General features: G+C 68.4%; 11 protein-coding genes and 1 pseudogene. 10 read left to right on the top strand and 2 right to left on the bottom strand.

Annotated features, from left to right (window positions below; genetic code table 11):
* Positions 1–251: 251 nt before the first annotated feature.
* The 9 genes and pseudogenes from MD221_RS12410 to rpoH all read left to right on the top strand — a co-directional run bounded on the left by MD221_RS12410 (position 252) and on the right by rpoH (position 17,511).
* Positions 252–833, top strand: coding sequence for an ECF-type sigma factor (locus MD221_RS12410; RefSeq protein ID WP_242112095.1), 582 nt, complete (start codon positions 252–254; stop codon positions 831–833).
* Complete coding sequence (locus MD221_RS12415) at positions 830–3,637, top strand: serine/threonine-protein kinase (protein WP_242112097.1); 2,808 nt, start codon at positions 830–832, stop codon at positions 3,635–3,637. The genes MD221_RS12410 and MD221_RS12415 overlap by 4 nt, the downstream gene beginning before the upstream one ends.
* Before the next feature lie 128 nt (positions 3,638–3,765).
* The gene (locus MD221_RS12420) at positions 3,766–6,243 is read left to right on the top strand and encodes a GH92 family glycosyl hydrolase (protein WP_242112098.1); all 2,478 of its coding nucleotides are present in this window, start codon (positions 3,766–3,768) and stop codon (positions 6,241–6,243) included.
* Positions 6,216–7,334: a LacI family DNA-binding transcriptional regulator gene (locus MD221_RS12425; RefSeq protein WP_425602267.1), complete on the top strand. Its 1,119-nt coding sequence runs from the start codon at positions 6,216–6,218 to the stop codon at positions 7,332–7,334. The genes MD221_RS12420 and MD221_RS12425 overlap by 28 nt, the downstream gene beginning before the upstream one ends.
* 178 nt (positions 7,335–7,512) lie before the next feature.
* Complete coding sequence (locus MD221_RS12430) at positions 7,513–10,368, top strand: TonB-dependent receptor plug domain-containing protein (RefSeq protein ID WP_242112099.1); 2,856 nt, start codon at positions 7,513–7,515, stop codon at positions 10,366–10,368.
* A 134-nt stretch (positions 10,369–10,502) separates the two neighbouring features.
* A pseudogene (locus MD221_RS12435) lies at positions 10,503–13,109 on the top strand (beta-mannosidase); the annotation flags it as partial.
* A 65-nt stretch (positions 13,110–13,174) separates the two neighbouring features.
* The gene (locus MD221_RS12440; RefSeq protein ID WP_242112102.1) at positions 13,175–14,602 is read left to right on the top strand and encodes a glycoside hydrolase family 47 protein; all 1,428 of its coding nucleotides are present in this window, start codon (positions 13,175–13,177) and stop codon (positions 14,600–14,602) included.
* A 140-nt stretch (positions 14,603–14,742) separates the two neighbouring features.
* A complete protein-coding gene (locus tag MD221_RS12445; RefSeq protein WP_242112103.1) occupies positions 14,743–16,296 on the top strand; it encodes a PKD domain-containing protein in 1,554 nt (517 codons plus the stop codon).
* Positions 16,297–16,623: 327 nt separating this feature from the next.
* Positions 16,624–17,511 (top strand): RNA polymerase sigma factor RpoH, encoded by an 888-nt coding sequence (gene rpoH, locus MD221_RS12450; protein WP_425602268.1) that lies wholly within the window; start codon positions 16,624–16,626, stop codon positions 17,509–17,511.
* A 338-nt stretch (positions 17,512–17,849) separates the two neighbouring features.
* Here rpoH and MD221_RS12455 read toward each other — a convergent pair whose 3' ends face one another.
* Both MD221_RS12455 and MD221_RS12460 read right to left on the bottom strand, forming a co-directional pair.
* The gene (locus MD221_RS12455) at positions 17,850–19,025 is read right to left on the bottom strand and encodes a vWA domain-containing protein (protein ID WP_242112106.1); all 1,176 of its coding nucleotides are present in this window, start codon (positions 19,023–19,025) and stop codon (positions 17,850–17,852) included.
* Between the two features lie 12 nt (positions 19,026–19,037).
* Positions 19,038–19,883 (bottom strand): AAA family ATPase, encoded by an 846-nt coding sequence (locus tag MD221_RS12460; RefSeq protein ID WP_242112107.1) that lies wholly within the window; start codon positions 19,881–19,883, stop codon positions 19,038–19,040.
* A 2,574-nt stretch (positions 19,884–22,457) separates the two neighbouring features.
* Here MD221_RS12460 and MD221_RS12465 point away from each other — a divergent pair.
* Positions 22,458–22,926, top strand: a 469-nt coding sequence (locus MD221_RS12465; protein ID WP_425602269.1) for an RHS repeat domain-containing protein, incomplete at its 3' end; no start/stop codon positions are given.

The raw sequence follows: 22,926 nt of genomic DNA on the forward strand, positions 1-22,926 counted from the left end.
TTCCCATTCGCGAATGGGCGCGCGATCCCGACATGCGACGCGAACGCGAAGCGCCGCCGCCCGCCGCAGGGCGAGGAATTCCGTGAAGACAAATCCTTAAGCAGCAATTCGTAAGATCGCGCCAGGAGCCGCCACGCCTGCCGCGGGGCGATCCGAAAGGCCCCGGACGGCGACCAATGGCGAGATGCGGGGAACTGCGTCGGCCGACGGGGATCGATAGACGATCCATCGGACACGCCACGGGGGACAACATGGAAGCGGCCGCGCACGGCGAACCCAAAGGGGAGGTGACCCTCCTGCTGGAGGCCTGCCGCGCCGGATCGGCCGACGCGCACCGGGCGCTGTTCGATCGCGTCTACGGCGAGCTGAAGGCGATCGCCACTCGGCGGCTGGCGAACCTGCGGCGGCCGTCGATCGATCCGACCGAGCTGGTGCACGAGGCCTCGCTGCGGCTGCTGGGCGAGTCGATGGGCGCGCAGAACCGGCAGCATTTCTTCGGCATCGCGGCGGCGGCGATCCGCTATACCCTGATCGACATCGTGCGCCGGCAGCAGGCGGAAAAGCGCGGCGGCGGCATGCTCGCGGTGACCTTCGACGCGGCCTTGTCGCAGACGCTGCCGGCGCCGACGCCCGCCGAGCAATGGTCCGAGGTCGAGCAGGCCCTGCGCGTGTTCGAGCAGGCCTACCCGCGCCAATGCCGGGCGCTGGAGCTGGCGTTCCTGGTCGGGATGAAGCAGCACGAGATCGCCGAGGCGACCGGCGTCACGCTGCGCACCGTCGAGCGCGACCTGCGCTTCGCCAAGGCCTGGCTGCGCGGACGGCTCAGCGCATGACGCCCGGGCAGCTCGAACGCGTCGAGGCCTGCTTCCATGCCGCCGTGCGGCAGCCGCCCGAGCGCCGCGCCGCGTTCCTGGCCGCCATGGAGGCGGACGCCGAGGTCCGCACCGAGGCGGCGAGGCTGCTGCGCTGCGCCGACGACGAGACGGGCGAGGATGCGATGCCGGAAGACCCGCTCGCGCGACGCCTGCAGCGGCTGCTGGCGCAGGAAGCGCCGGCGCGGCGCATCGGACGCTATCGCCTGCTGCGCGAGATCGGCGCCGGCGGCATGGGCAGCGTGTTCCTGGCCGAGCGCGACGTCGACGGCATGCCGCAGCGCGTCGCGCTCAAGCTGCTGCACGGCATCGCGACGGAAGCCGGCAAGCGCCGCATGGCGCGCGAGCGCGCCTTGCTCGCCGGGCTGAACCATCCGCAGATCGCCAAGCACCTGGACGGCGGCGATACCGAACAGGGACAGCCGTTCCTGGTGATGGACTACGTCGAGGGGCTGCCGCTGCCGGAATACGTGGCCGCGCGGGCGCCGTCGCGGCGCCAGCGCCTGGAACTGTTCCTGGCGCTGTGCGCGGCGGTGCAGCACGCGCACCAGCGCCTGATCCTGCACCGCGACATCAAGCCGTCCAACGTGATCGTGCGCGAGGACGGCACGCCGGTACTGCTGGATTTCGGCGTCGGCAAGCTGATCGAGGAAGCCGACAACGGCGCGACCGTGACCATCGCCTTCACGCCCGGCTACGGCGCGCCCGAACAGCGGCGCGGCGACGCGGCCACCACCGCAACCGACGTGTTCGGGCTGGGCGCGGTGCTGTTCGACCTGCTCGCCGACACCAAGCTGTCGGCGGTGAGAAAGGGCGCCGCGCCGGTGCCCGCGCCCGGCGCGCACGCGCCGGGACGGCGGCGCCTGCTCTCCGGCGACCTGGACCGGATCGTGCTCAAGGCCTGCGCCGAGGCACCCGAGGACCGCTACGCCACCGTGCTCGCGCTGGCCGACGACGTCGCCGCGCATCTGGCGGGTCGCCCGCTCGCGGCCGCGTCGGGAACGCTCCACCGGGCGCGCAGGTTCGTGTTGCGCCATCGCTGGGCATGCCTGGCCGCATGCGCGGCGTTCGTGGCGGCCGGCGCCTTCGTCTGGCGCCTGGACGTGGAACGCCAGCGCGCCCGCGCCGCCGAGGCGGCCGCCGAGCGCGAGGCCGAGTACGCGCGCGCCTCGCGCAATTTCCTCGCCTCCGTGCTGGCCTCCAGCGATCCGGCGGTAGCGCGCGGCAGCCCGCTCACCACGGCCTCGCTGCTGGCCGCCGCCACGCAGAGGCTGGCCCGCCATCCGCCGCCCGATCGCGCCATGCGCGTCATCGCCTGGCTGACGGTGGCCGAGGTCTACGCCAGCCTCAACGATCCGCAACCGGGCCTGCGCGCCGCCGATGCGGCGATGGCCCTGCTCGATGCGCGGCAGGGCGCGCGCGAGGACGAACTGCGCATCCGCGCCTTGCGCGTGCGCGGCCTGCTGCTCGGCCAGCTCAATCGTCATGGCCAGGCGCGGTCGGCGATGCGCAAGATGCTCGACCTGCGCGCACGCGGCCCCGACGATCCGGCCGGCATGGCGCGGTCCTACCAGGACTACGCGATGGTGGCCGCCGCCGCGGGGGACGAGGCCGAGGCGGACCGCGCCGTGCGCCGCGGACTGCGCGTGCTCGACCGCGCCGGGATCGGCGATTCGCCGGAGCGCGCGTCGCTGCTGTCCGGCCGCTCGAGCCTGTCGTCCTGGAAGCAGGACAAGGCGCTCGCGCTGCGCGATGCCGGACGCGCCGAGGACGCGGCGCGCGCGGCCGCGCTGCCGCCGGAGGACCCGCTCTGGGTCGCGCTGCTGATGGACGCGGCGCGCTCGCGCCGCACCGGCGGACCCGGTTCGCGGCAGGGGCTGGCCTATGCCGAACGCGCGCTGGCGCTGTCCTACCGGCTGTACGGCCAGGACAGCAAGACCACCGCCGATGCCGAGAACCTGCTGGCCGCGCTGCTGCGCGACGTCGGCCGCCTGCCGGAGGCGATCGCGCATTACCGGCAGTCGCGGGCGATCTCGACGCGGCTGGGGCTGGGCGCGGTCCACCTTGCCCGCCTCGACAGCGCCACTGCGGCCGCCTACGACGTGCTGCGCGACCATCCGCGCATCGTGGCGCTGCTGGATGCGGCCATTCCGCACCTGCCCGACGGCCCGCGCGACATCGACCGGGCGGTCCTGCGCCGGGCCTATCTGCGGCGCGCGTCCTCGCTGCGCCAACTGCAGCGCTATGCCGAATCCGAACGCGACTACCGCACCGCGATGCGGATGATCGCGGGCGAGCATGGCGGCGATTCGCCCGCCTACGCCGAAGCGCTCAATGCCTATGTCCTGCTGCTGGTCGATCGCGGGCGCTACGCCGAGGCCGAACGCACGCTGGACCGGGTGCGCGCGATCCTGGACGCGCACCCGGCCGACGCCGGCGTCGCGTTGCGGATGTGGGTCGCCTGCAGCGGCGCGATGCTCGCGCGGGCGCGCGGCGATCTCGACGCGGCCCAGGCGCGGGCGGAGGAGGCGCTGCGCCTCGGCGGGCGCGATCCGGTGATCAATGCCGTGGAACTGGCGCGGGTGCAGGTGCTGGCCGCGGAGATCGCGATGCGCCGCAACCAGGCGCATCGCGCCCAGGCCCTGCTCGACAAGGCCGCGCCGCAGGTGGAACGTCTGGAGATCGGCGACCGGGACTGGCAATGGGCGCGCCGGGCGATCGGCGCAGCGAAGAACGGCTGCGGCACCGCGCAGGGCGCATCCTAGGCCGCATGGCGGGCCGGGCCGCAGGGCCGGTGCGGGTTTTGATGCAGTGCAAGATGCATTGCCTCGCGGAACATTGCACATTGAATCGTTCCAAAAAAATTTTCCGACCGTTTGGATCGATCTAAGCGATGCATGTCAAGCCCCACCTTCCTTGCGCGGCCGCCGTCGCCCGTCCGCAACCGTCGTCCGTGCGTCGCGGGGCGTTGACGCTGCTGGCCTTGGCCGCGCTGGCCCTGCCTGTGGTGGCTGCGCCGGGCGAGGATCTCGCCGCGGCGGTCAATACCTTCATCGGCACCAAGGACGACGGCAATACCTTCCCCGGCGCATCGGCGCCGTTCGGCCAGATCCAGGTCAGCCCGATCGGCGCGCACTATTCGGGCTGGCGGTACGACGATCCCAAGATCCGCGGCTTCGGCCACTCCTTCCTCTCCGGCGCCGGCTGCTGGGAGCAGGGCGGCCTGGTCTCGGTGCTGCCGGTCACCGGCACGATCGCCGCGGGCGGGGATTTCGACACCGGCGACACCAAGACCTTCGATCACAAGCGCTACGGCAGCGCCTACGCGCACGAGGGCGAGGTCGGCCAGGCCGGCTACTACAAGGTGCGCCTGACCGACTACGGCGGCATCACCGCCGAGGCCACCGCGCTCACCCATGCGGCCGCCGAGCGCTATACCTTCGACGGCAAGGCCGGCGTCGGCCACGTGCTGGTCAACGTCGGCCAGGCCGACGAGCGCCACGCCATCATCGGCAACACCATCGCCGTGGTCGGCGATCGCGCGGTTGAAGGCAAGCTGGTCAGCAAGAGCTTCTGCGGCGGGCAGCAATACACCACCTGGTACCGCATCGAGTTCGACCGGCCCTTCCAGGCCTTCGGCACCTGGGACGGCGACGGCGCCAACCCCGGCGCGCGCCACGGCATGGAGGGCGAGGCCAAGCCCAGCGGCGCTTGGCTCAGCTTCGACCTGGGCAGGAGCCGCGCGGTCACCGCGGTCAGCGCCATTTCCCACGTCGACGCCGAGGGCGCGCGCAACAACCTGCGCAGCCAGGGTATGCGCGGCGGCAAGCTGCTCGGCTTCGACGCCATGCGCGCGCAGGCGCAGGCGGCGTGGCGCCAGGAACTCGCCTCCGTGCAGGTACGCGGCGGCGGCGCCGACGACCGCACCGTGTTCTACACCGCGCTCTACCACGCGCTGCTGCAGCCCTTGACCGGCAGCGACGCCGACGGCCGCTACCGCGGCTACGACGAGCAGATCCATCGCGCCGAGGGCTGGACCTACTACGAGTACTTCTCGCTCTGGGACACCTACCGCTCGCAGAACCAGTGGCTGGCGCTGATCCGTCCGCAGCGCGCGCGCGACATCGCCCGCTCGCTGCTGGCCATCGACGCCCAGGGCGGCTGGCTGCCGCGCTGGGGCTACGCCAACTACGACACCAATATCATGACCGGCGATCCGGTGACGCCGTTCCTGGTCGACCTGTGGCGCTTCGGCGCGTTGCAGGGGCGCGAACAGGACGCTTACGCTGCGCTGCGCCGCAACGCCTTCGGCATGCCGCCGCTGTCCTCGCGCCATGCCGGCCGCTCCGGCAACGCCAGCTACCTGAAGGACGGCTTCGTGCAGTACGACCGCGCCTTCCCTTCCAAGGGTATGGACGTGGATCCGCACCACGGCGGCTCGGCCACGCTGGAATACGCGTTGGCCGACTGCTCGCTCTCGCAGATGGCCGGCGCGCTCGGCCACGGCGAGGATGCCGCGCTGCTCAAGACGCGCGGCGGCAACTGGCACCGCGTCTGGGATGCGCAGGCGCGCGACGAGAGCGGCTTCGTCGGCTTCCCGCGCCCGCGCGTGGACGGCGGCGCCTGGTACAGCCCGCCGCGGGGCGACTACAGCCCGCGCTCGCAGCACGGCTTCCACGAAGGCACCGCCTGGCAATACCAGTGGCTGGCGCAGCAGGACGTCGACGGCCTGGTCGAGGCCATGCAGGGCAAGGACAAGGCGCTGCAGCGGCTGGACCTGTTCTTCGCCTACGACGACCTGCTGGCCGATCCGCAGCAGGGCGCGCGCAAGCACTGGGTGGTGGGGCCGTACAGCTACTACAACCAGTACCGCTACAACCCCAACAACGAGCCCGATCTGCATTCGCCCTGGATGTACACCCTGATCGGCGCGCCGTGGAAGACCGCCACGGTGCTGCGCGCGGCGCAGCACCTGTTTACCAACGCGCCCAACGGCGTCACCGGCAACGACGACCTGGGCACGATGTCGGCCTGGTACCTGTTCAGCGCCGTCGGCCTGTATCCGGCGGTGCCGGGGACCGGGCAGTTCCTGCTGCACCCGCCGCGCTTCGAAGAGGTGGCCATCGACCTGGGCAACGGCAAGACCCTGCGCATCCAGGCCCCGGGCACGGATGCGGGCCAGGTGCAGTATGTGGAGAATGTCCGCTTCGACGATCAGCCGCAGCACAAGGTCTGGATCGACTGGGCGCGCCTGCAGCAGGGCGGCACGCTCCGCTTCGACCTGACCCGGGCGCCCCCCACGCAAGGCTGGGGAACGCAACCGGAGGCGCTGCCGGCTTCGCCATGTTCGACGCGAGGAGCGATGCGGTGACAGGCAAGCAGGGAACGAAGCAGAAGGCAGGGACGGCGGCGGGCAAGCGCGCGCCGCGGCACCAGGCCATCACCGTCAACGACATCGCCAAGGCCGCCGGCGTCTCGCGCGCGACCGTGTCGCTGGTGCTGCGCGAGAGCCCGCTGGTGCACGCCGACACGCGCGCGCGCGTGGAGGCCGAGCTCAAGCGCCAGGGCTACATCTACAACCGCAGCGCCGCCAACCTGCGCCGGCGCACGTCCTCCTCCATCGCCCTGGTGGTCAACGACCTGAGCAACCCGTTCTTCGCCGAGTTCGCCACCGGCGTGGACGAGGCGGTCGCCGCCCAGGGCTACGTCACCCTGCTCGGCAACACCAGCGAGTCCCCGCATCGCGAGGAAGCGGTGCTGGCGTCGCTGATGGAGCACCAGCCCGCGGGCGTGATCCTCTCGCCGGCCGAGCACAGCGACGGCGAGCGGCTGGAGCGCGTGCTCGGGCAGCGCTCGCCGGTGGTGGTGTTCAACCGCGAGCTGGCCGGCGCGCACTGGGATTTCCTGGTGCTGGACAACCGCAACGGCGCGCGCATGGCCACCGAGCACCTGCTCGAGCTCGGCCATCGGCGCATCGCCTTCTTCGGCGGCCACGCCGACTCCAGCTCCTGCCGCGAGCGCCGGGCCGGCTACGCCGACGCGCTGCGCGCGGCGGGCATCGAGCCGCGGCCGCAATGGTTCGTCGAGACCGCGCCTACGCGCCTGGACGCGGCCACCGGCGTCGATGCGCTGTTCGCCGGCGTGGGCGCCGCCGAGGCGCCGACCGCCGCGGTCTGCTACAACGACGCGGTCGCGCTCGGCCTGATGCTCGGCCTGGTGCGCCACGGCCGCAAGCCCGGCGAGGATTTCGCGGTGACCGGCTTCGACGACGTTCCCGAAGCCGCCTTCGCCGCGCCGCCGCTGACCACATTGGCGGTCGATCCGCGCGAGCGCGGCCGCCAGGCCGCCGAGCTGCTGCTGCAGCGCATCCGCACGCGCGGCGGGCAGGAGCAGCAGACCACCGCGCCGGTGCGCCTGGTGGTGCGCGGCAGCAGTTGCAAACCCAAGGGGGCGGGATCGTGAGCCGGGCGGCAACGCGCCGGCGCGCCGGTTCCGGGCAAAAGGGAGCCGAACGGCGTCCAGTCGCCTGAGCCGTTCTGCGGCCATGGCGGGTGCTTCCGGCTCTTGATTTAGATCGTTCAAAATCGATGGATCACGTCATCAAACCTATTTCCGCATTTGGCTCTTCGGGAGGAGCGGCATGAAGGGGAATATCCAGACATCCACGCTGGCCGCCGCGCTGCTGACGGCCCTGTCGCTGCCGCACGCGGCCCATGCGCAGTCGTCGCAGCCGCAGCCCGCCGCCGCGCCGGCCGCCACCGACCTGGAGAAGGTCGCGGTGACCGGTTCGCGCATCAAGCGCGCCCAGGTCGAGGGTCCGGCGCCGGTGACGATCATCGGCGCCGAGCAGATCAAGCGCGAAGGCTTCGCCAACGTCTACGAGGCGCTGTCCACGCTGACCGAGGTCACCGGCACGGTGCAGGCCGACGTCAACAAGGGCCCCACGCCCAACGCCAGCCCCCTGAACCTGCGCAACCTGGGCCCGGGCCGCACGCTGCTGCTGATCGACGGCCGCCGCGTCGCGGACTACCCCTTGCCCTACGAGGGCCGCGGCAACTTCGCCAACTTCAACAACATCCCGATGGCGATGGTGGAGCGGATCGAGGTGCTGGCCAGCGGCGGTTCGGCCATCTATGGCTCCGACGCGATGGCTGGCGTGATCAACGTGATTCTGAAGAAGAACTACAACGGCGACGAAGTGCGCATCAAGGGCGGCACCACCACGCGCGGCGGCGGCGATTCCTTCGACCTGTCCTGGGTCGGCGGACGCACCGGCGAGAAGTGGAGCGCCACCTACGGCCTGCAGTGGAGCGGCCGCGAGACGCTGTTCGCGGGTGACCGGCCGTTCGTCGATTCCGACTACGAGCCCGGCTCGCGGGTCAAGCCGTTGGTCAACGACGCCTGGCCGTGGATCTGGGGCGTGGAGCTGATCGACCTGGGCAACAAGCGACGCGTGACGCCGCCCGACGGCGCCTGCGAGCGCTTCCAGGACCTGCCGCTGCACGACTTCATCGGCAACGAGGGCAACCCGCCCGAGTTCCCCGGCTACAGCTGCACCCAGGGCAAGGGCAACGCGCTGTGGAGCCTGCGCAACGGTTCGGACAACAAGTCGGCGTTCGGCAACTTCCAGTACGAGTTCGACAACGGCATGCAGGCCTGGATCAGCGCCTCGCTGTGGGACAGCGAAGGCGAGTCGCGCCAGGACGAGGCCTTGCGCTTCACCCTGCTCGACGGCCGCGGCGGCAGCTGGTACGACCCGCAGCTGGGCCAGCGCATACAGGGGCGCCGCGCCTTCACCGTGGCCGAGGCCGGCCAGCGCAAGCCCTTCCTGTTCCGCACCAACGAGCGTTCCTGGGACGTGGCCGGCGGCCTGCGCGGGCACTTCGGCGAGAAGTTCGACTGGGACGCCACCGTCGGCCGCACCGAGTACGAGGTCAAGTTCAGCTTCCCGGCCATTCTGCAGTCGGCGATCGACGACTACTTCCTGGGGCCGCAGCAGGGCGTGACCGACGACGGCACGCCGATCTATACGCTGGACCAGAACCGCTTCTGGAATCCGATGTCGGGCGATGCCTTCCGCTCCATGACCACGCGCGGCCACAGCAGCGCCGAGTCGTGGATGAACCAGGCGCAGTTCGCGGTCAACGGCGAGCTGTTCCATCTGCCGGCGGGCCCGGTGGGGTTCGCCGCCGTGCTGGAGGCCGGCTCGCAGGGCTATCGCCTGCACCCCGATCCGCTGACCTTCGGCCCGGGCAAGCAGTACGACCAGCCCGGCGGCGTCAACCAGGGCGGCGGCGACCGCAAGCGCTACGCGGCCGGCGTCGAGTTCAAGGTGCCGCTGCTGGAATCGCTGAACCTGACCGCGGCCGGCCGCTACGACCGCTACAAGGACGACAGCCGCAAGGAGGGCAACTTCACCTGGAACACCGGCCTGGAATGGCGTCCGGTCGACAGGCTGCTGCTGCGCGCGTCCTACAACACCACCTTCCGCGCGCCCGACATGCATTACCTGTTCGCCACCAGCGGCACCGGCACGCAGGAGGATTCGGACATCGCCAACTGCGTGCGCCGCGACCTGCAGCCCAGCTGCGGCTCCCAGGACCTGTACTACCGCCATGACATCAGCCGCACGGGCAACCTGAAGCTGGAGAGCGAGACCGGCAAGTCGTGGAGCGCCGGCTTCGTCTGGGACGCGACCGACAACCTGTCGCTGAGCGCGGACTACTGGCGCATGAACATCGACAACCAGGTCCAGGACTTCAGCATCACCGACATCCTCGACCTGGAAAGCGAGTGCATCAACGGCGTGCCCAAGGAGGCCGGCAATCCGCTGCGCGTGACGCCGGGTTCGGCCGAATGCGACAGCATCGTCTCGCGCGTGTCGCGAAGCGCGCCGGGCACGAACGCCTCCGGCCTGCCCGATGCCAACTATCCCCTGGGGCAGGTGCGCTCCGTGTTCAGCGGACCGATCAACCTCTCCTACCGTGAGGTCGCCGGCGTCGACGTGTCCGCGCGCTATCGGATTCCGACCACGTCCTGGGGCGATTTCAGCTTCGCCTTCAACTACACCAACCAGCTCAAGACCAATACGCGCCGCGACAAGGGCTCGCCGCTGCTGGAGCAGCGCGACGACGAGATCCGCAGCTTCATCCGCGCCAGCGCCAGCTGGGAACGCGGCCCGTGGACGGCTACCCTGTTCGCCAACCGCATCGGCCACGTCAACGGCGACTCCTACGGCAGATGCGCGCCGCGCCTGCCGGGCGAGGACCCGAGCGTGTGCGGGCACGTGGACAAGCTCAAGGCCCCGATTTATTTCAACCTGACCGCCGGATACCAGATGACCGACAAGGCGCGGGTCAACCTGTACATCGACAATCTGTTCGACGAGGCCGAGTACAAGGACCCCTACAAGATGTTCTTCATCTACGCCAACGAGCGGGTGTTCTCGCGGGTGGGCCGCGAGGTGTCCGCGGAACTGGTCTACAAGTTCGATTGATGCCGGTCGGACTGTTGCCGATGGGATGGGGGCTGATCGCGCCGGCACGGGCGGGGAGAAGGCGGATGCGGCAGGCGGGTGGACGGCGACGCGGATGGTCCGCGACGGTGGTGCTGCTGGTGTCGGCGGCGTGGATGGCCTGGGCGCAGGCGGCGCCGCCCGCGTCGGTGCCGCTGCGCGACGGCTGGGAGTTCCGCCTGGCGACCGACGATGCGGCGGTCGCGAAACAGCCGCAGGCCGCCCGCTGGCATGCCGCGCGCGTGCCAGGCAACGTGCACATCGACCTGCTCGCGGCCGGACTGATCCGCGATCCCTACGTCGGCGCGGCGGAAGCCGAGCTGCAATGGATCGGCTTGTCGCGCTGGGAATACCGCACCCGCTTCGACGCGGGCGCGGAGCTGCGCAAGCGCGCGCACGCGGCCCTGGTGTTCGAGGGGCTGGACACCTTCGCCGAGGTCTTCCTCAACGGCGAACGCCTGGCCAGCACCGACAATAGCTTCCGCACCTGGCGCATCCCGGTCGAGGGCAAGCTGCGCGCGCGCGGCAACGAACTGACCGTGGTCTTCGATTCGCCGATCCGGCGCCTGCTGCCCAGGGTGCAGGCGATGCCGCACAAGATCGCCGGCAACTATCCCTCGCCCTACGGCGACGAGCCGAAGGACGCGATGACCGGCAACTTCGCGCGCAAGCCGGGCTACCACTACGGCTGGGACTGGGGGCCGCGCTACGTCACTGCCGGCGTGTGGCGCCCGGTGCGCCTGGAAGCCTGGGATGCGCTGCGCCTGGTCGACCTGCAACTCGTGCAGCAGCACCTGGACGCGCAGCGCGCCGATCTGCAGGCGCGCGTGCAGGTGGACAGCGACAAGGCGCAGAAGGCCACGCTGGAGATCGCGGTGACCGGTCCCGACGGCGCCGCCCTGGCGCCGATCCGCCAGGAGGTGGCGTTGCAGCGCGGCGAGAACCGCGTGGACGTGGCCGTGCAGATACCGCAGCCGCGGCGCTGGTGGCCGGCGGGCTACGGCGAGCAGGCGCTGTACACCGTCCAGGCGCAGCTGGTCGACCGCAGGGGCGTGCAGGGCGCAGCGCGCAAGCGCACCGGCCTGCGCACCGTGGAGCTGCGCCGCGAGCAGGACGCGCAGGGCGGCCAGGGCTTCGCCTTCGTCATCAACGGCGTGCCGATCTTCGCCAAGGGCGCCAACGCCATTCCCTTCGACGCCTTTCCCGCGCGCGTCACCGACGAGCGTTTGCGCCGCGACCTGACCGCGGCGCGCGATGCCAACATGAACATGCTGCGCAACTGGGGCGGCGGCTATTACGAAAGCGACGCGTTCTTCGACATCGCCGACGAGCTCGGCCTGCTGGTCTGGCAGGACTTCATGTTCGGCGGCGGCATGCCGCCCGCCTTCGACGCCGAGTTCCGCGCCAACGTCGTGGCCGAGGCGCGCGACAACGTGCGCCGCATCCGCCACCACCCGAGCGTGGTGCTGTGGTGCGGCAACAACGAGGAGGAGACCGCCTGGAAGGATTGGGGCCACGGCAAGACCCTGACCGAGGCCGATCCGGCCTTCGCCAAGACCGTGTGGGAGGGCTACGTGCAGCTGTTCGGCCGCGACCTGCGCCAGGTGGTGGCCGAGGAGGGCGGCGGCATCCCGTACTGGTCGAGCTCGCCCAGCAACGACCTGGACGAGAAGGCCAACGACAGCGACCGCGGCGACAAGCACTACTGGGAAGTCTGGGGCAATCCGGCCAAACCGCCGACCGCCTACCTGGACGTGACGCCGCGCTTCATGTCCGAGTACGGCCTGCAGGCCTGGCCGTCGCTGCGCACGGTGGACGCCTTCGCCGAACCGGGCGAGCAGGGCATCGACGCGCCGGTGATCCGCGCGCACCAGAAGTTCCTCGCCGGCGACGGCAACCAGCGCCTGCTGCTGTACATCCGCCGCGAATACGGCGAGCCGCGCGACTTCCCCGATTTCGTCTACCTCAGCCAGCAGGTGCAGGCCGAAGGCATCGAGCTGGCCGCCCTGCACCACCGCGCCTCGAGGCCGCGCACGATGGGCTCGCTGTACTGGCAGCTCAACGACGTCTGGCCGGGCGCGTCCTGGTCGAGCCTGGATTACTTCGGCCGCTGGAAGCCGCTGCACTTCCATGCCCGCCGCTTCTTCGCGCCGCTGGCGATCGCGCCGCTGCGCAAGGACGGCAAGACGCGGGTCTCGCTGATCTCCGACCTGACCGTGCCGACCGAGGCCGAGTGGCGGCTGCGGGTCCTGGACTTCGGCGGCCGGCTCCTGCGCGAGGAGCGCAAGACGGTGACCTTGCGGCCGCTCGGCGCGCAGGAGGAGGCGGTGCTTGGCGACAAGAGCCTGCTGCGCGGCGCCGATCCGCGGCGCACCGCCGCCGTGTTCGAACTGTGGGTGCAGGGCCGCGCGGTCTCGCGCGGCACGGTGTACTTCCGTCCCGCCAAGGAGCTGCGCTGGCCGGCGCCGAACGTGCGCGCCACGCTGCGCCCGGATGGCGAGGGCCTGGCGCTCGAACTGCGCGCGCGCAGCCTGATGCGCGGGGTGTGGCTCGACTTCGGCGACCGCGACGTCGTCCCGTCCGACAACGCGCTGACGCTGTTGCCCGGCGAGCCGGTGTACCTGCACCTGCGCACGGCGGAAACGCAGCAGGCCGTGCAGCGCGCGCTGCGCCTGCGCTCGCTGTCCGGTTCGCCCGAACCCGGCTGGGACGCCTCGGCGCAAGCCGCCGTCTCCGCCGCCACGCCTTCCGACACCATGCCCGCACGCGGCGAGGGGACGCCTTGACCATGACCATGAAGCCGCTGGCCGCGCTGTGCCTGGCGTTCTCGCTGTGGCTGGCGCCGCATGCCGCGACGGCCGCGACCGCCACATCGGCATCCCCGCCGGCGAAGAACGAAGCCGCCCCGGTCACCGATGCCGAGGCGGCCAGGCTCGCCGCCCGCGTGAAGGCCGAGACCCGCCACGCCTGGCGCGGCTACTGGCGCTACGCGCGCGGCCACGACGACCTAAAGCCGCTCAGCAACGCCGGCCGCGACTGGTACGCGCAATCGCTGCTGATGACCCCGGTCGACGCGCTCGACACGCTGCTGCTGATGGGGCTGGACAAGGAGGCGGCGCAGGCGCGCGAGCTGATCGTCAGCCGGCTGTCCTTCGATCGCGATCTCGACGTGCAGAACTTCGAGATCACCATCCGTCTGCTCGGCGGCCTGCTCTCGGGCTACCAGCTCAGCGGCGACGCCCGCCTGCTCGAGCTGGCCGAGGACCTCGGCCGGCGCCTGCTGCCGGTGTTCGATTCGCCGACCGGCCTGCCCTACACCCACGTCAACCTGCGCACCGGCAAGACCAGCGGCAAGGTCAGCAATCCGGCCGAGACCGGCACGCTGCTGCTCGAGTTCGGCATGCTGGGCAAGCTCACCGGCAAGCCGGAGTTCTACGACAAGGCCAAGCGCGCCCTGGTCGAGACCTATGAGCGCCGCGCCAGGGACACCGGGCTGGTGGGCGCCGCCATCGACGTCGAAACCGGGCAATGGACCGACACCGACGCGCACATCGGCGGCGGCATCGATTCCTACTACGAATACCTCTACAAGTGCTGGCGCCTGTTCGGCGACGCCGACTGCAAGCGCATGTGGGAGGGCAGCATCGGCGGCGTCAACCGCTACCTGGCCGACGAAGTCCGCCAGGGCGAGCTGTGGTACGGGCACGCCGACATGCGCGACGGCCGGCGCACGCGCACGCGCTACGGCGCGCTCGACGCCTTCATGCCGGCCCTGCTGGCGCTCGGCGGCGACCTCGAGCGCGCGCGCCGCCTGCAGGATTCCGGCCTGAAGATGTGGCGCCTGCACGGCATCGAGCCCGAGTCGCTGGATTACGCGAAGATGGAGGTGCTCTCGCCCGGCTACGCGCTGCGCCCGGAAATCGTCGAGTCGGCCTACTACCTGCACCACTACACGGGCGATGCGCGCTATCGCGCGATGGGCCGCGAGTTCTTCGAGGACTTCGTGCGCCATACCCGCACCCGCAGCGGCTTCGCCGCGCTGAGCGACGTGCGCAGCAAGGAGAAGAAGGACTCGATGGAGAGCTTCGTCTTCGCCGAGACCTTCAAGTATTTCTACCTGCTGTTCTCGCCCAAGGGCGCGCTCGACTTCGACGCCGTCACCTTCAACACCGAGGCGCATCCGCTGCGCCCGGCGCCGGGCGCCGGGAACAAGTAGCGGCCGCGACCGGCGCGAGCGCCGGCGGGCAGTCCACCCCGGGGACGGCGATGTCGCCGTCCCGGATTCCTGCAATGCGACAGATCGCAGTACTGATGGAGGCGTCCATGAAGATCCGCAGTGCCCGCAACCGACGATCCGTGCTCCCCCACGCCCTGCTGTTCACGGGACTGGCCCTGGCCTGCGGCCAGGCCGCCGCGGAATCGGCGATCTACGGCGGCGGCCCGTTCTACAGCGGCGGCCAGGCCGTCATGGACGACCTGCGCGGCTCGGGCTTCACCACGGTGATCCTGTGGAGCTTCCACATCGAGGACAACGGCGACCTGGTCTACAACGACATTCCCGTGGTCAGGAACGGCGCCTACATGGGCGATGCCGGCTGGCCGGCACGGTTGGCCACGCTCAAGACCGCGCCGACCTCGGTCAATCGCATCGAGGTGTCGATCGGCGCCTGGAGCGTTCCGGATTTCGAGCGCATGGCCAAGCTGGTCAACGGCACCGCGGCCGGCTGCGGCACCACGATCGTGTGCGGCACCGGCAGCAACGGCATCCTCTACCGCAACTTCCAGGCGCTGAAGGCTGCCACCGGCGCCGACGCGGTGAACTTCGACGACGAGAGCGCCTACGACCTCTCGCCGACCACGCAGTTCGGGCAGATGCTCGCCGGCCTGGGCTACAAGATCACCTTCGCGCCGTATACCCAGCAGACCTTCTGGAAGAACCTCAAGAACAACCTGGGCAGCAGCGTCGACGGCATCTACCTGCAGGTCTACGACGGCGGCGCCGGCAACGACCCCGGGGCCTGGTCGACGGCGATGGGCATGACCGTCGATCCGGGCCTGTGGACCCGCCACGGCAGCGGCTGCGGCAGCGGCGACAGCCCTTCCAGCGTGCAGACGCGGATGACGGCGTGGAAGAACGCGGTGGGCATCGTCGGCGGCTTCCTCTGGCTCTACGACGACATCCAGAAATGCTGGTCGCAAGGCACCAGCGCCCAGTACGCGGCGGCCATCAACAACGCCGTCGGCGGCAACGCCTCGCCCGTCGCGCATTTCTCCTCCAGCGTCTCGGGCCTGACCGCCAGCTTCACCGACGCTTCCAGCGACAGCGACGGCAGCATCGCCTCGCGCAGCTGGAACTTCGGCGACGGCGGCACGGCCGCCACCGCCAATCCCAGCCACACCTACGCCGCGGCCGGCAGCTACACCGTCTCGCTGACGGTCACCGACAACGGCGGCGCCACCGCCACCAGCACGCAGACGGTGTCGCTCGGCAGCCCCAACCTCGCCCTCAACAAGGCGGCTACCGGCTCGGCGGCCTGCAACGGCAACGAATCCCCCGCCAAGGCCGTCAACGGCACCGTGAGCGGCGGCAATGCCGACAAGTTCTGCACGCTGGCGGCGAGCAAGTGGCTGCAGGTCGATCTCGGCTCGGCGCAGACGGTCAGCAGCTTCACGGTCAAGCATGCCGGCGCGGGCGGCGAGTCGGCGTCCTGGAACACCAGGGCCTTCGACATCCAGCTCTCGGCCAACGGCAGCAGCTGGACCACCGTCGCCAGCGTCGCCGCCAATACCGCCAACGTCAGCACCCATGCGGTGACGGCGCAGTCGGCCCGCTATGTCAGGCTCAACATCGCCACCCCGAGCCAGAACGGCGACCCGGCGGCGCGCATCTACGAATTCGAGGTCAGGTAGCCGCCGCGCGCCGGCGCCCGGTCGCGACGCGAGCCGGGCGCCCGGGCGTCGAGGAAGCCGTTTGGCGGATCCGGGGGCCCGAGCTGGCGGGGCGCCTGCTGCGGGCTACCTGGATCAGGGAGTGATCTGTGCAGATAAACTATTGATTTTATTGATCCTGGACCTACGCATCGATGGGCATCGGGAAAGCCTGGCGGGCAGCCATTGTTTTCGGCGCCGTTGACGCCATAGAAGGAGGACTCTGCCCAGGTCCTGGCTTTTTGTTCCATGAACAGAACGCTGGGGAACTTTCCCTCGCCTTAGCAGTCATAGGTGCTCACTGCTAAAATGCCTGCCATGACCGAGACCACGATCCGCTATCCCCTGGTCGCCAACAACCTGCCGGTGCCGAGCGCGCTCGGCTCGCTGGACGCCTACATCGGCGCGGTGCACCAGATCCCCGTCCTTTCCGTCGAGGAAGAGCAGGAGCTTGCGCACCGCTTCCGCGACGAGAGCGACCTCGACGCCGCCCGCGAGCTGGTGCATTCGCACCTGCGCTTCGTCGTGCACGTGGCCCGCGGCTACAACGGCTACGGCCTGCAGCTGGGCGACCTGATCCAGGAAGGCAACATCGGCCTGATGAAGGCCGTCAAGCGCTTCGATCCCGAGATCGGCGTGCGGCTGGTCAGCTTCGCCGTGCATTGGATCCGTGCCGAGATGCACGAGTTCATCCTCAAGAACTGGCGCATCGTCAAGGTCGCCACCACCAAGGCGCAGCGCAAGCTGTTCTTCAACCTGCGCAAGAGCAAGACGCGCCTGGGCTGGATGAATGCCGAGGAAGTGCGCACGGTGGCGCGCGACCTGAACGTGTCCGAGCGCGAAGTGCTGGAGATGGAGTCGCGCCTGTCCGGACGCGACATCGGCTTCGACGCGCCCGCCGACGAGGACGACGAGCACGCCCCTCCGTCGCCGGCCGCTTACCTGATGGCCGATAACGAGGATCCCTCGCAGGCCTACGAGCGCGCCGACAGCGAAGACCACCAGCTCGACCTGCTGCGCGAAGGCCTCAAGCGCCTGGACGCCCGCTCGCGCGACATCGTCAAGCGCCGCTGGCTGGACCAGGACAGCAAGGTCACCTTGCAGGAACTGGCCGACGAGTACGGCGTCTCCGCCGAGCGCATCCGCCAGGTCGAGGCCAACGCGCTGAAGAAGATGAAGGCGCTGTTCGCCGCCTGAGGCGAGCGACATCGACGAGGAAAACGCAACGGCCCGGGAAACCGGGCCGTTTTTCGTGGAACGGCTGGCCCGGTGCCGTCTGCCTCGCGCGGATTGACGGTGAATTTGCGCGCCAATGCCCGCAAGGGCATGGCGCCTTTACGCGGGCGCGCCACAGACTTCTGTCGCGGCGCAGGGCCGCGGCGCCGGAGCCCCCCGATGTCCCGTTTCGAAGTGTTCTGCCTCAAGGCCGCGACGGTCTTCGCCGTCGCCGGACTGCTGGCGATCGCGGGCGCGATGATCGGCGTGGCGGCGATCTGAGCAAGGCCCGCCGCGCTCGGCGGGCCTGACTGGCGGAATCAGCGCAGCAGTGCGCGTACGGCCTGGTCGATGCCCTGCGGCGTCAGTTCGTACATGCGCTGGTCGAGCAGTCCCGCGATCACGCGGTTGGACGCGGTGTAGTGCCAGGTGCGCGCCGGCATCGGGTTGAGCCAGGCCAGCTTGGGGAATTTCGCCGCCAGGCGCTGCAGCCAGACCGCGCCGGCCTCCTCGTTGTGGTGCTCGATGCTGCCGCCGGGCTGCAGCACCTCGTGCGGCGCCATCGCCGCATCGCCGACGAAGATCAGCTTGGTGTCCGGCGGATGGGTGCGCAGCACCTCCAGCGTGCCGATGCCGTCGCTGTCGTAATAGCGGCTGTTGTGCCACAGGCGCTCGTAGACGCAGTTGTGGAAGTAGTAGTGGGTCAGGCGCTTGAACTCGCCGCGCGCGGCGGTGAACAGCTGCTCGCACAGGTGCACGTGGTCGTCCATCGAGCCGCCGATGTCGAGCAGCAGCAGCACCTTGACCGCGTTGTGGCGCTCCGGGCGCATGCGGATGTTGAGCAGGCCCGCATCGCGCGCGGTGGCGTCGATGGTGCCGTCCAGGTCGAATTCCTCGGCCGCCCCCTGGCGCGCGAAGCGGCGCAGCCGGCGCAGCGCCAGCTGCAGGTTGCGCACGCCCAGCTCGGCGTCGTCGGCCAGCTCGCGGAAGCGGCGCCGTTCCCACACCTTGCCGGCGCTGCGTCCGCCGCCCTGCGGGCCCACGCGCATTCCTTCCGGATGGTAGCCGCCGCTGCCGAACGGACTGGTGCCGCCGGTGCCGATCCAGCGGTTGCCGCCGGCGTGGCGTTCGTCCTGCTCGGCCAGCCGCTCGCGGAAGGCCTTCATCAGCGCGTCCAGTCCGCCGAGCCGGTCGATGTTGGCCTTTTCCTCGTCGGTGAGCATGCGCATGAACTCGCGGCGCAGCCAGTCTTCCGGGATCGCCTTGTCCGGTGCGATCGACGTCGTGGCCATGCCGCGCCACCACTGCGCGAAGGCCTGGTCGAAGCGGTCGTAATGGCGCTCGTCCTTGACCCAGGCCAGGCGCGCCAGTTCGTAGAAGGCGGCGTGGTCGGCGTAGGCCAGCCGTGCGTCGAGCGCGGCGTGCAGATCGAGCAGTTCGCGCAGGCTCACCGGCACGCCTGCCGCGCGCACCGAATGGAACAGCCCGATCAGCATCGCCGGCCGGCCTCAGCGCGCCTGCCGCCGGTGCATGAAGGCAAGCTTTTCCAGCAGCTGCACGTCCTGCTCGTTCTTCAGCAGCGCGCCGTACAGCGGCGGGATGGCCTTGCCGGGATCGCGCTCGCGCAGCGCCGCGGCGGGAATGCGGTCGGCCAGCAGCAGCTTCAGCCAGTCGATCAGCTCGGAGGTGGACGGCTTCTTCTTGATGCCGGGCACCTCGCGCAGCTGGAAGAACACCGCCAGCGCTTCCTCGACCAGCTCGCGCTCGATGCCGGGGAAATGCACGTCGACGATCCGCGCCAGCGTGGCGGCGTCGGGGAAGGCGATGTAGTGGAAGAAGCAGCGGCGCAGGAACGCGTCCGGCAGCTCCTTCTCGTTGTTGGAGGTGATCAGCACGATCGGGCGGTGCAGGGCGCGCACGGTTTCGTCGGTCTCGTAGACGTAGAACTCCATGCGGTCGAGTTCCTGCAGCAGGTCGTTGGGGAACTCGATGTCGGCCTTGTCGATCTCGTCGATCAGCAGCACGGCGCGGTGGTCGGCTTCGAAGGCCTCCCACAGCTTGCCGCGGCGCAGGTAGTTGCGCACCTCGTGCACGCCCTCCACGCCGAGCTGCGAATCGCGCAGGCGGCTGACCGCGTCGTACTCGTACAGGCCCTGGTGCGCCTTGGTGGTGGACTTGACGTGCCAGGTGATCAGGCGCGCGCCGAGCGAGCGGGCCAACTCCTCGGCCAGCAGCGTCTTGCCGGTGCCGGGCTCGCCCTTGATCAGCAGGGGCCGCTGCAGGGTGATCGCGGCGTTCACCGCCAGGCTGAGATCGGCGGTGCTGACGTAGGTGTCGGTGCCGTCAAAAATCATGGGGTATGCCTGCTGCAGGAAGATGAGGGCAGACTAGCCGTTCAGCCCAAGCATTATCGGGTCGAGCTTGATTCGTTTTGGTTCTGATGTCCATCATGCACAGATGAGTTCGTAGGGGGCGGTGAGTGTCTTAAGTCTTCGTTCGAAGCTGTGCGTGTCGATGATGTCAGCGAGATGCGTTTCGGTTGTGCATAATCTCATGGTGGAAACGCTTAGCCGCGGCCCAAGGGGGCGATCCCATATGCTGGTTGCCACGCGTGCAGCCATCGCCAGCAAGTCATCTTAGAGCCGCAGTTCATTTCCTGTAACAGAATCTTCCAGGAAACGCCCGTTTGTAGGACGAAGGTGAAGCCATAGTACTTGCAGTCATCCAACCGCTTGCGGGCTTGGTGGTGGCGTTGGTGAGATTTGACCGGCAACAGTGGCTTGATCAATACCAAAAACTTATCATCAGCTAAGGGGTGCGCCATTGGGTCCCGCAACTCGAATGATTGCGAAATATTTTTGACAGAAGTTTCTTATTTTTGTTAGATGCTTTAAGAAGCTCACTGTATCGTAATCTTACTGCGGTGCTAAAGTCGTTATGCGGTTGATGCTCGTGCGACTAAGGTGCTACTACGTGTCAGTGGCTTAGAAGGCTCTAAAACCGGGGAGGCAGGGATAATGGAATTGCTATTAAAAACCAGCTTCTTTTTATGGAGGAAGGGGCTTTTTAGATCAAGTCGACGTTGTTCTTTGTTATATATCGCGGCAATTTTGATATTTACTATAACGTGGCCTACTTACGCACAAGACGTAACCAAGGAGGATGGGTACAGCAATCGGACGCAATCCCCGCAAAGTGCAATTCAGCCACTCGACTCGCCTTTTGGAGAGAACATCAATCTCCATGCTGGAGGGCTCTCGTTCCGGCAGGAAGATGTGGTGTTGAAGGGGAATGGCCCCGACATCATCATTGCCCGCCAGTACGCTGCCGGAAAATATTACGGAAGCTTGCAACAGGACTTCGCGGACTGGGAGTTCCTATCTCCCCAGATCAAGACCGTCGCAGAGCTTCCATCGTCCGGCATTTATGGCGGGACGCCAATCGATGGGGCCGTCGCATCCTGGTTGCCTGAGGCCAGGTGCACCAAGTTTGCTGATGGCATGGAGCGTTCCCCCACGGCATCCCAGGCCAGTCTCTCGACAGTCGATGGGTGGGAGGAAGGGGTGCGATGGGTCATGCCAAGTGGAGAAATGGAACTCTTGAAGCTTCCGGCAAGCGGCTGGAAGCCGAGCCAAGCAATATCAGGCGTTAACACGTTTACAGGTGTGACGCTCACTGGGTGGACATTCGGTTGCCTGGCAACAGCCGCTAACACCACTGGTGAAGCGTTCCTAGCAGTCGATACCAATGGCACCAAGTACTGGTTAAACAACATCAGCTATCGCCCCTATCCGGCGTACAGACAGCCTGATCCCGAGCTTGGCAGAGCATTCAAAGTGCTCAGAAATCGAGCGCTCATGCGGGCGACACGAGTAGAAGACCGGTTCGGAAATTCCGTTACATATGCATATAACGGACATAAGCTGACTTCCATTACCGCAAGCGACGGAAGGAATCTCAAGCTTTACTGGCGAACGGATTCGGAATTGATCGACCGGATCGTTGCAAACGAAGGCGCCGCTTCGCAGCGCGTTTGGCAGTACCAGTACGAGAATCCCACACTAGATTCTAGGCGGTTGGTCAAGATCGTACAGCCGGATGGCGCCGCATGGTCGTTCGATTTGCCTTCGGCCATGCGCACATTCGATTCCGGCGTGGATCGATATGCCACGTCAACGCCGGGCTCCTGCCCTTTGGTGGCCAAGGCGGCCGATGTGTCGTATCAGCCAAAGCTCACGCATCCGAGCGGGCTGACTGTCACTTATGCTGTCCAGTCGAAGTATCACTTGAAAGCGCTGGCTCCCGATCCTGGCTGTCCGGCCACGCCGGGTGCACCGGCACGCGTTTTCTCGGTGATCAACTCGCTTACCGTCACAAAGCGCACACTCAGCGGGCCTGGGGTGTCAGAGCAGCAAACCTATACGTATTTGTCGCCAGATGTTCATTCGAATTATCCGATGACCTGCAATGGGGGCGCAGCCTGCCCCGGCATGGCATGGGCGCAAGTAGCAAGCCCTCTAGGATCAACACGGTATACGTTCTTCAACGATATCAATGCTCCCTATCTTGTTGGTCGCTTAGCGACGGAAGAGCGATCCGATGCCTCAGGAAATCTACAGAAGCGCACCGAGAACGCCTATGCCGCACCGGGCTCCGGCGCATGGCCGACCACGATTGGTGAGGTTGTCCAACGATACGACTTCAACAAGGCGACATTGCAACAGATCGCTCCTTTGCTCTCTAGCAAGACTTCCGTTGGCGGAGTGACATTTTCTTATCAGGTGGCTGACGAATGCACAGGCAAATGCCTCGATTCGTTTGCTCGTCCGACCAAGGTTGTTCGTTCGAGTTCCGCTGGCAACAGCCGTACAGAAACCACTGCCTACCATGACAATGCATCGAAATGGGTGCTGGGCCAGGTGAAGACGGTGACCTGCACCGCGCCGGCCAGCTGCGCCGGCCAGGTGATGTCGCAGACCGACTACGACGCCGCCACTGCGCTGCCGCTGCGCAGCTACGCCTTCGGCAAGCTCAAGCAGACCCTGACCTACAACGCCGACGGCACCGTCGCCACCGTCAAGGACGGCAACAACAACCTCACCACGCTCTCGGGCTGGAAGCGCGGCATCCCGCAGTCCATCAAGCACCCCATCACCCCGGAGTCGCCCACCGGCGCCACCGAGTCGGCCGTGGTCGACGACAACGGCTGGATCCAGTCCACCACCGACGAGAACGGCTTCGTCACCAGCTACGGCTACGACGCCATGGGGCGTCTGACCCTGCTCGACTACCCCGACGGCGACAGCGTCAACTGGACCAGCACCACGCAGAGCTTCGCGCCCTCGACCGCCACCCGCTACGGCCTGCCCGCCGGGCACTGGCTGCAGACGGTGAGCA

This window comes from Luteimonas aquatica (genome assembly GCF_022662575.1).
Lineage (GTDB): Bacteria > Pseudomonadota > Gammaproteobacteria > Xanthomonadales > Xanthomonadaceae > Luteimonas > Luteimonas aquatica.

Excerpts from the sequence above, each read along its gene's own strand:
- MD221_RS12410 (WP_242112095.1), top strand. The coding sequence starts at position 252 with ATGGAAGCGGCCGCGCACGGCGAACCCAAAGGGGAGGTGACCCTCCTG.
- MD221_RS12415 (WP_242112097.1), top strand. The coding sequence starts at position 830 with ATGACGCCCGGGCAGCTCGAACGCGTCGAGGCCTGCTTCCATGCCGCC.
- MD221_RS12420 (WP_242112098.1), top strand. The coding sequence starts at position 3,766 with ATGCATGTCAAGCCCCACCTTCCTTGCGCGGCCGCCGTCGCCCGTCCG.
- MD221_RS12425 (WP_425602267.1), top strand. The coding sequence starts at position 6,216 with ATGTTCGACGCGAGGAGCGATGCGGTGACAGGCAAGCAGGGAACGAAG.
- MD221_RS12430 (WP_242112099.1), top strand. The coding sequence starts at position 7,513 with ATGAAGGGGAATATCCAGACATCCACGCTGGCCGCCGCGCTGCTGACG.
- MD221_RS12440 (WP_242112102.1), top strand. The coding sequence starts at position 13,175 with ATGACCATGAAGCCGCTGGCCGCGCTGTGCCTGGCGTTCTCGCTGTGG.
- rpoH (WP_425602268.1), top strand. The coding sequence starts at position 16,624 with ATGCCTGCCATGACCGAGACCACGATCCGCTATCCCCTGGTCGCCAAC.
- MD221_RS12455 (WP_242112106.1), bottom strand. The coding sequence starts at position 19,025 with ATGCTGATCGGGCTGTTCCATTCGGTGCGCGCGGCAGGCGTGCCGGTG.
- MD221_RS12460 (WP_242112107.1), bottom strand. The coding sequence starts at position 19,883 with ATGATTTTTGACGGCACCGACACCTACGTCAGCACCGCCGATCTCAGC.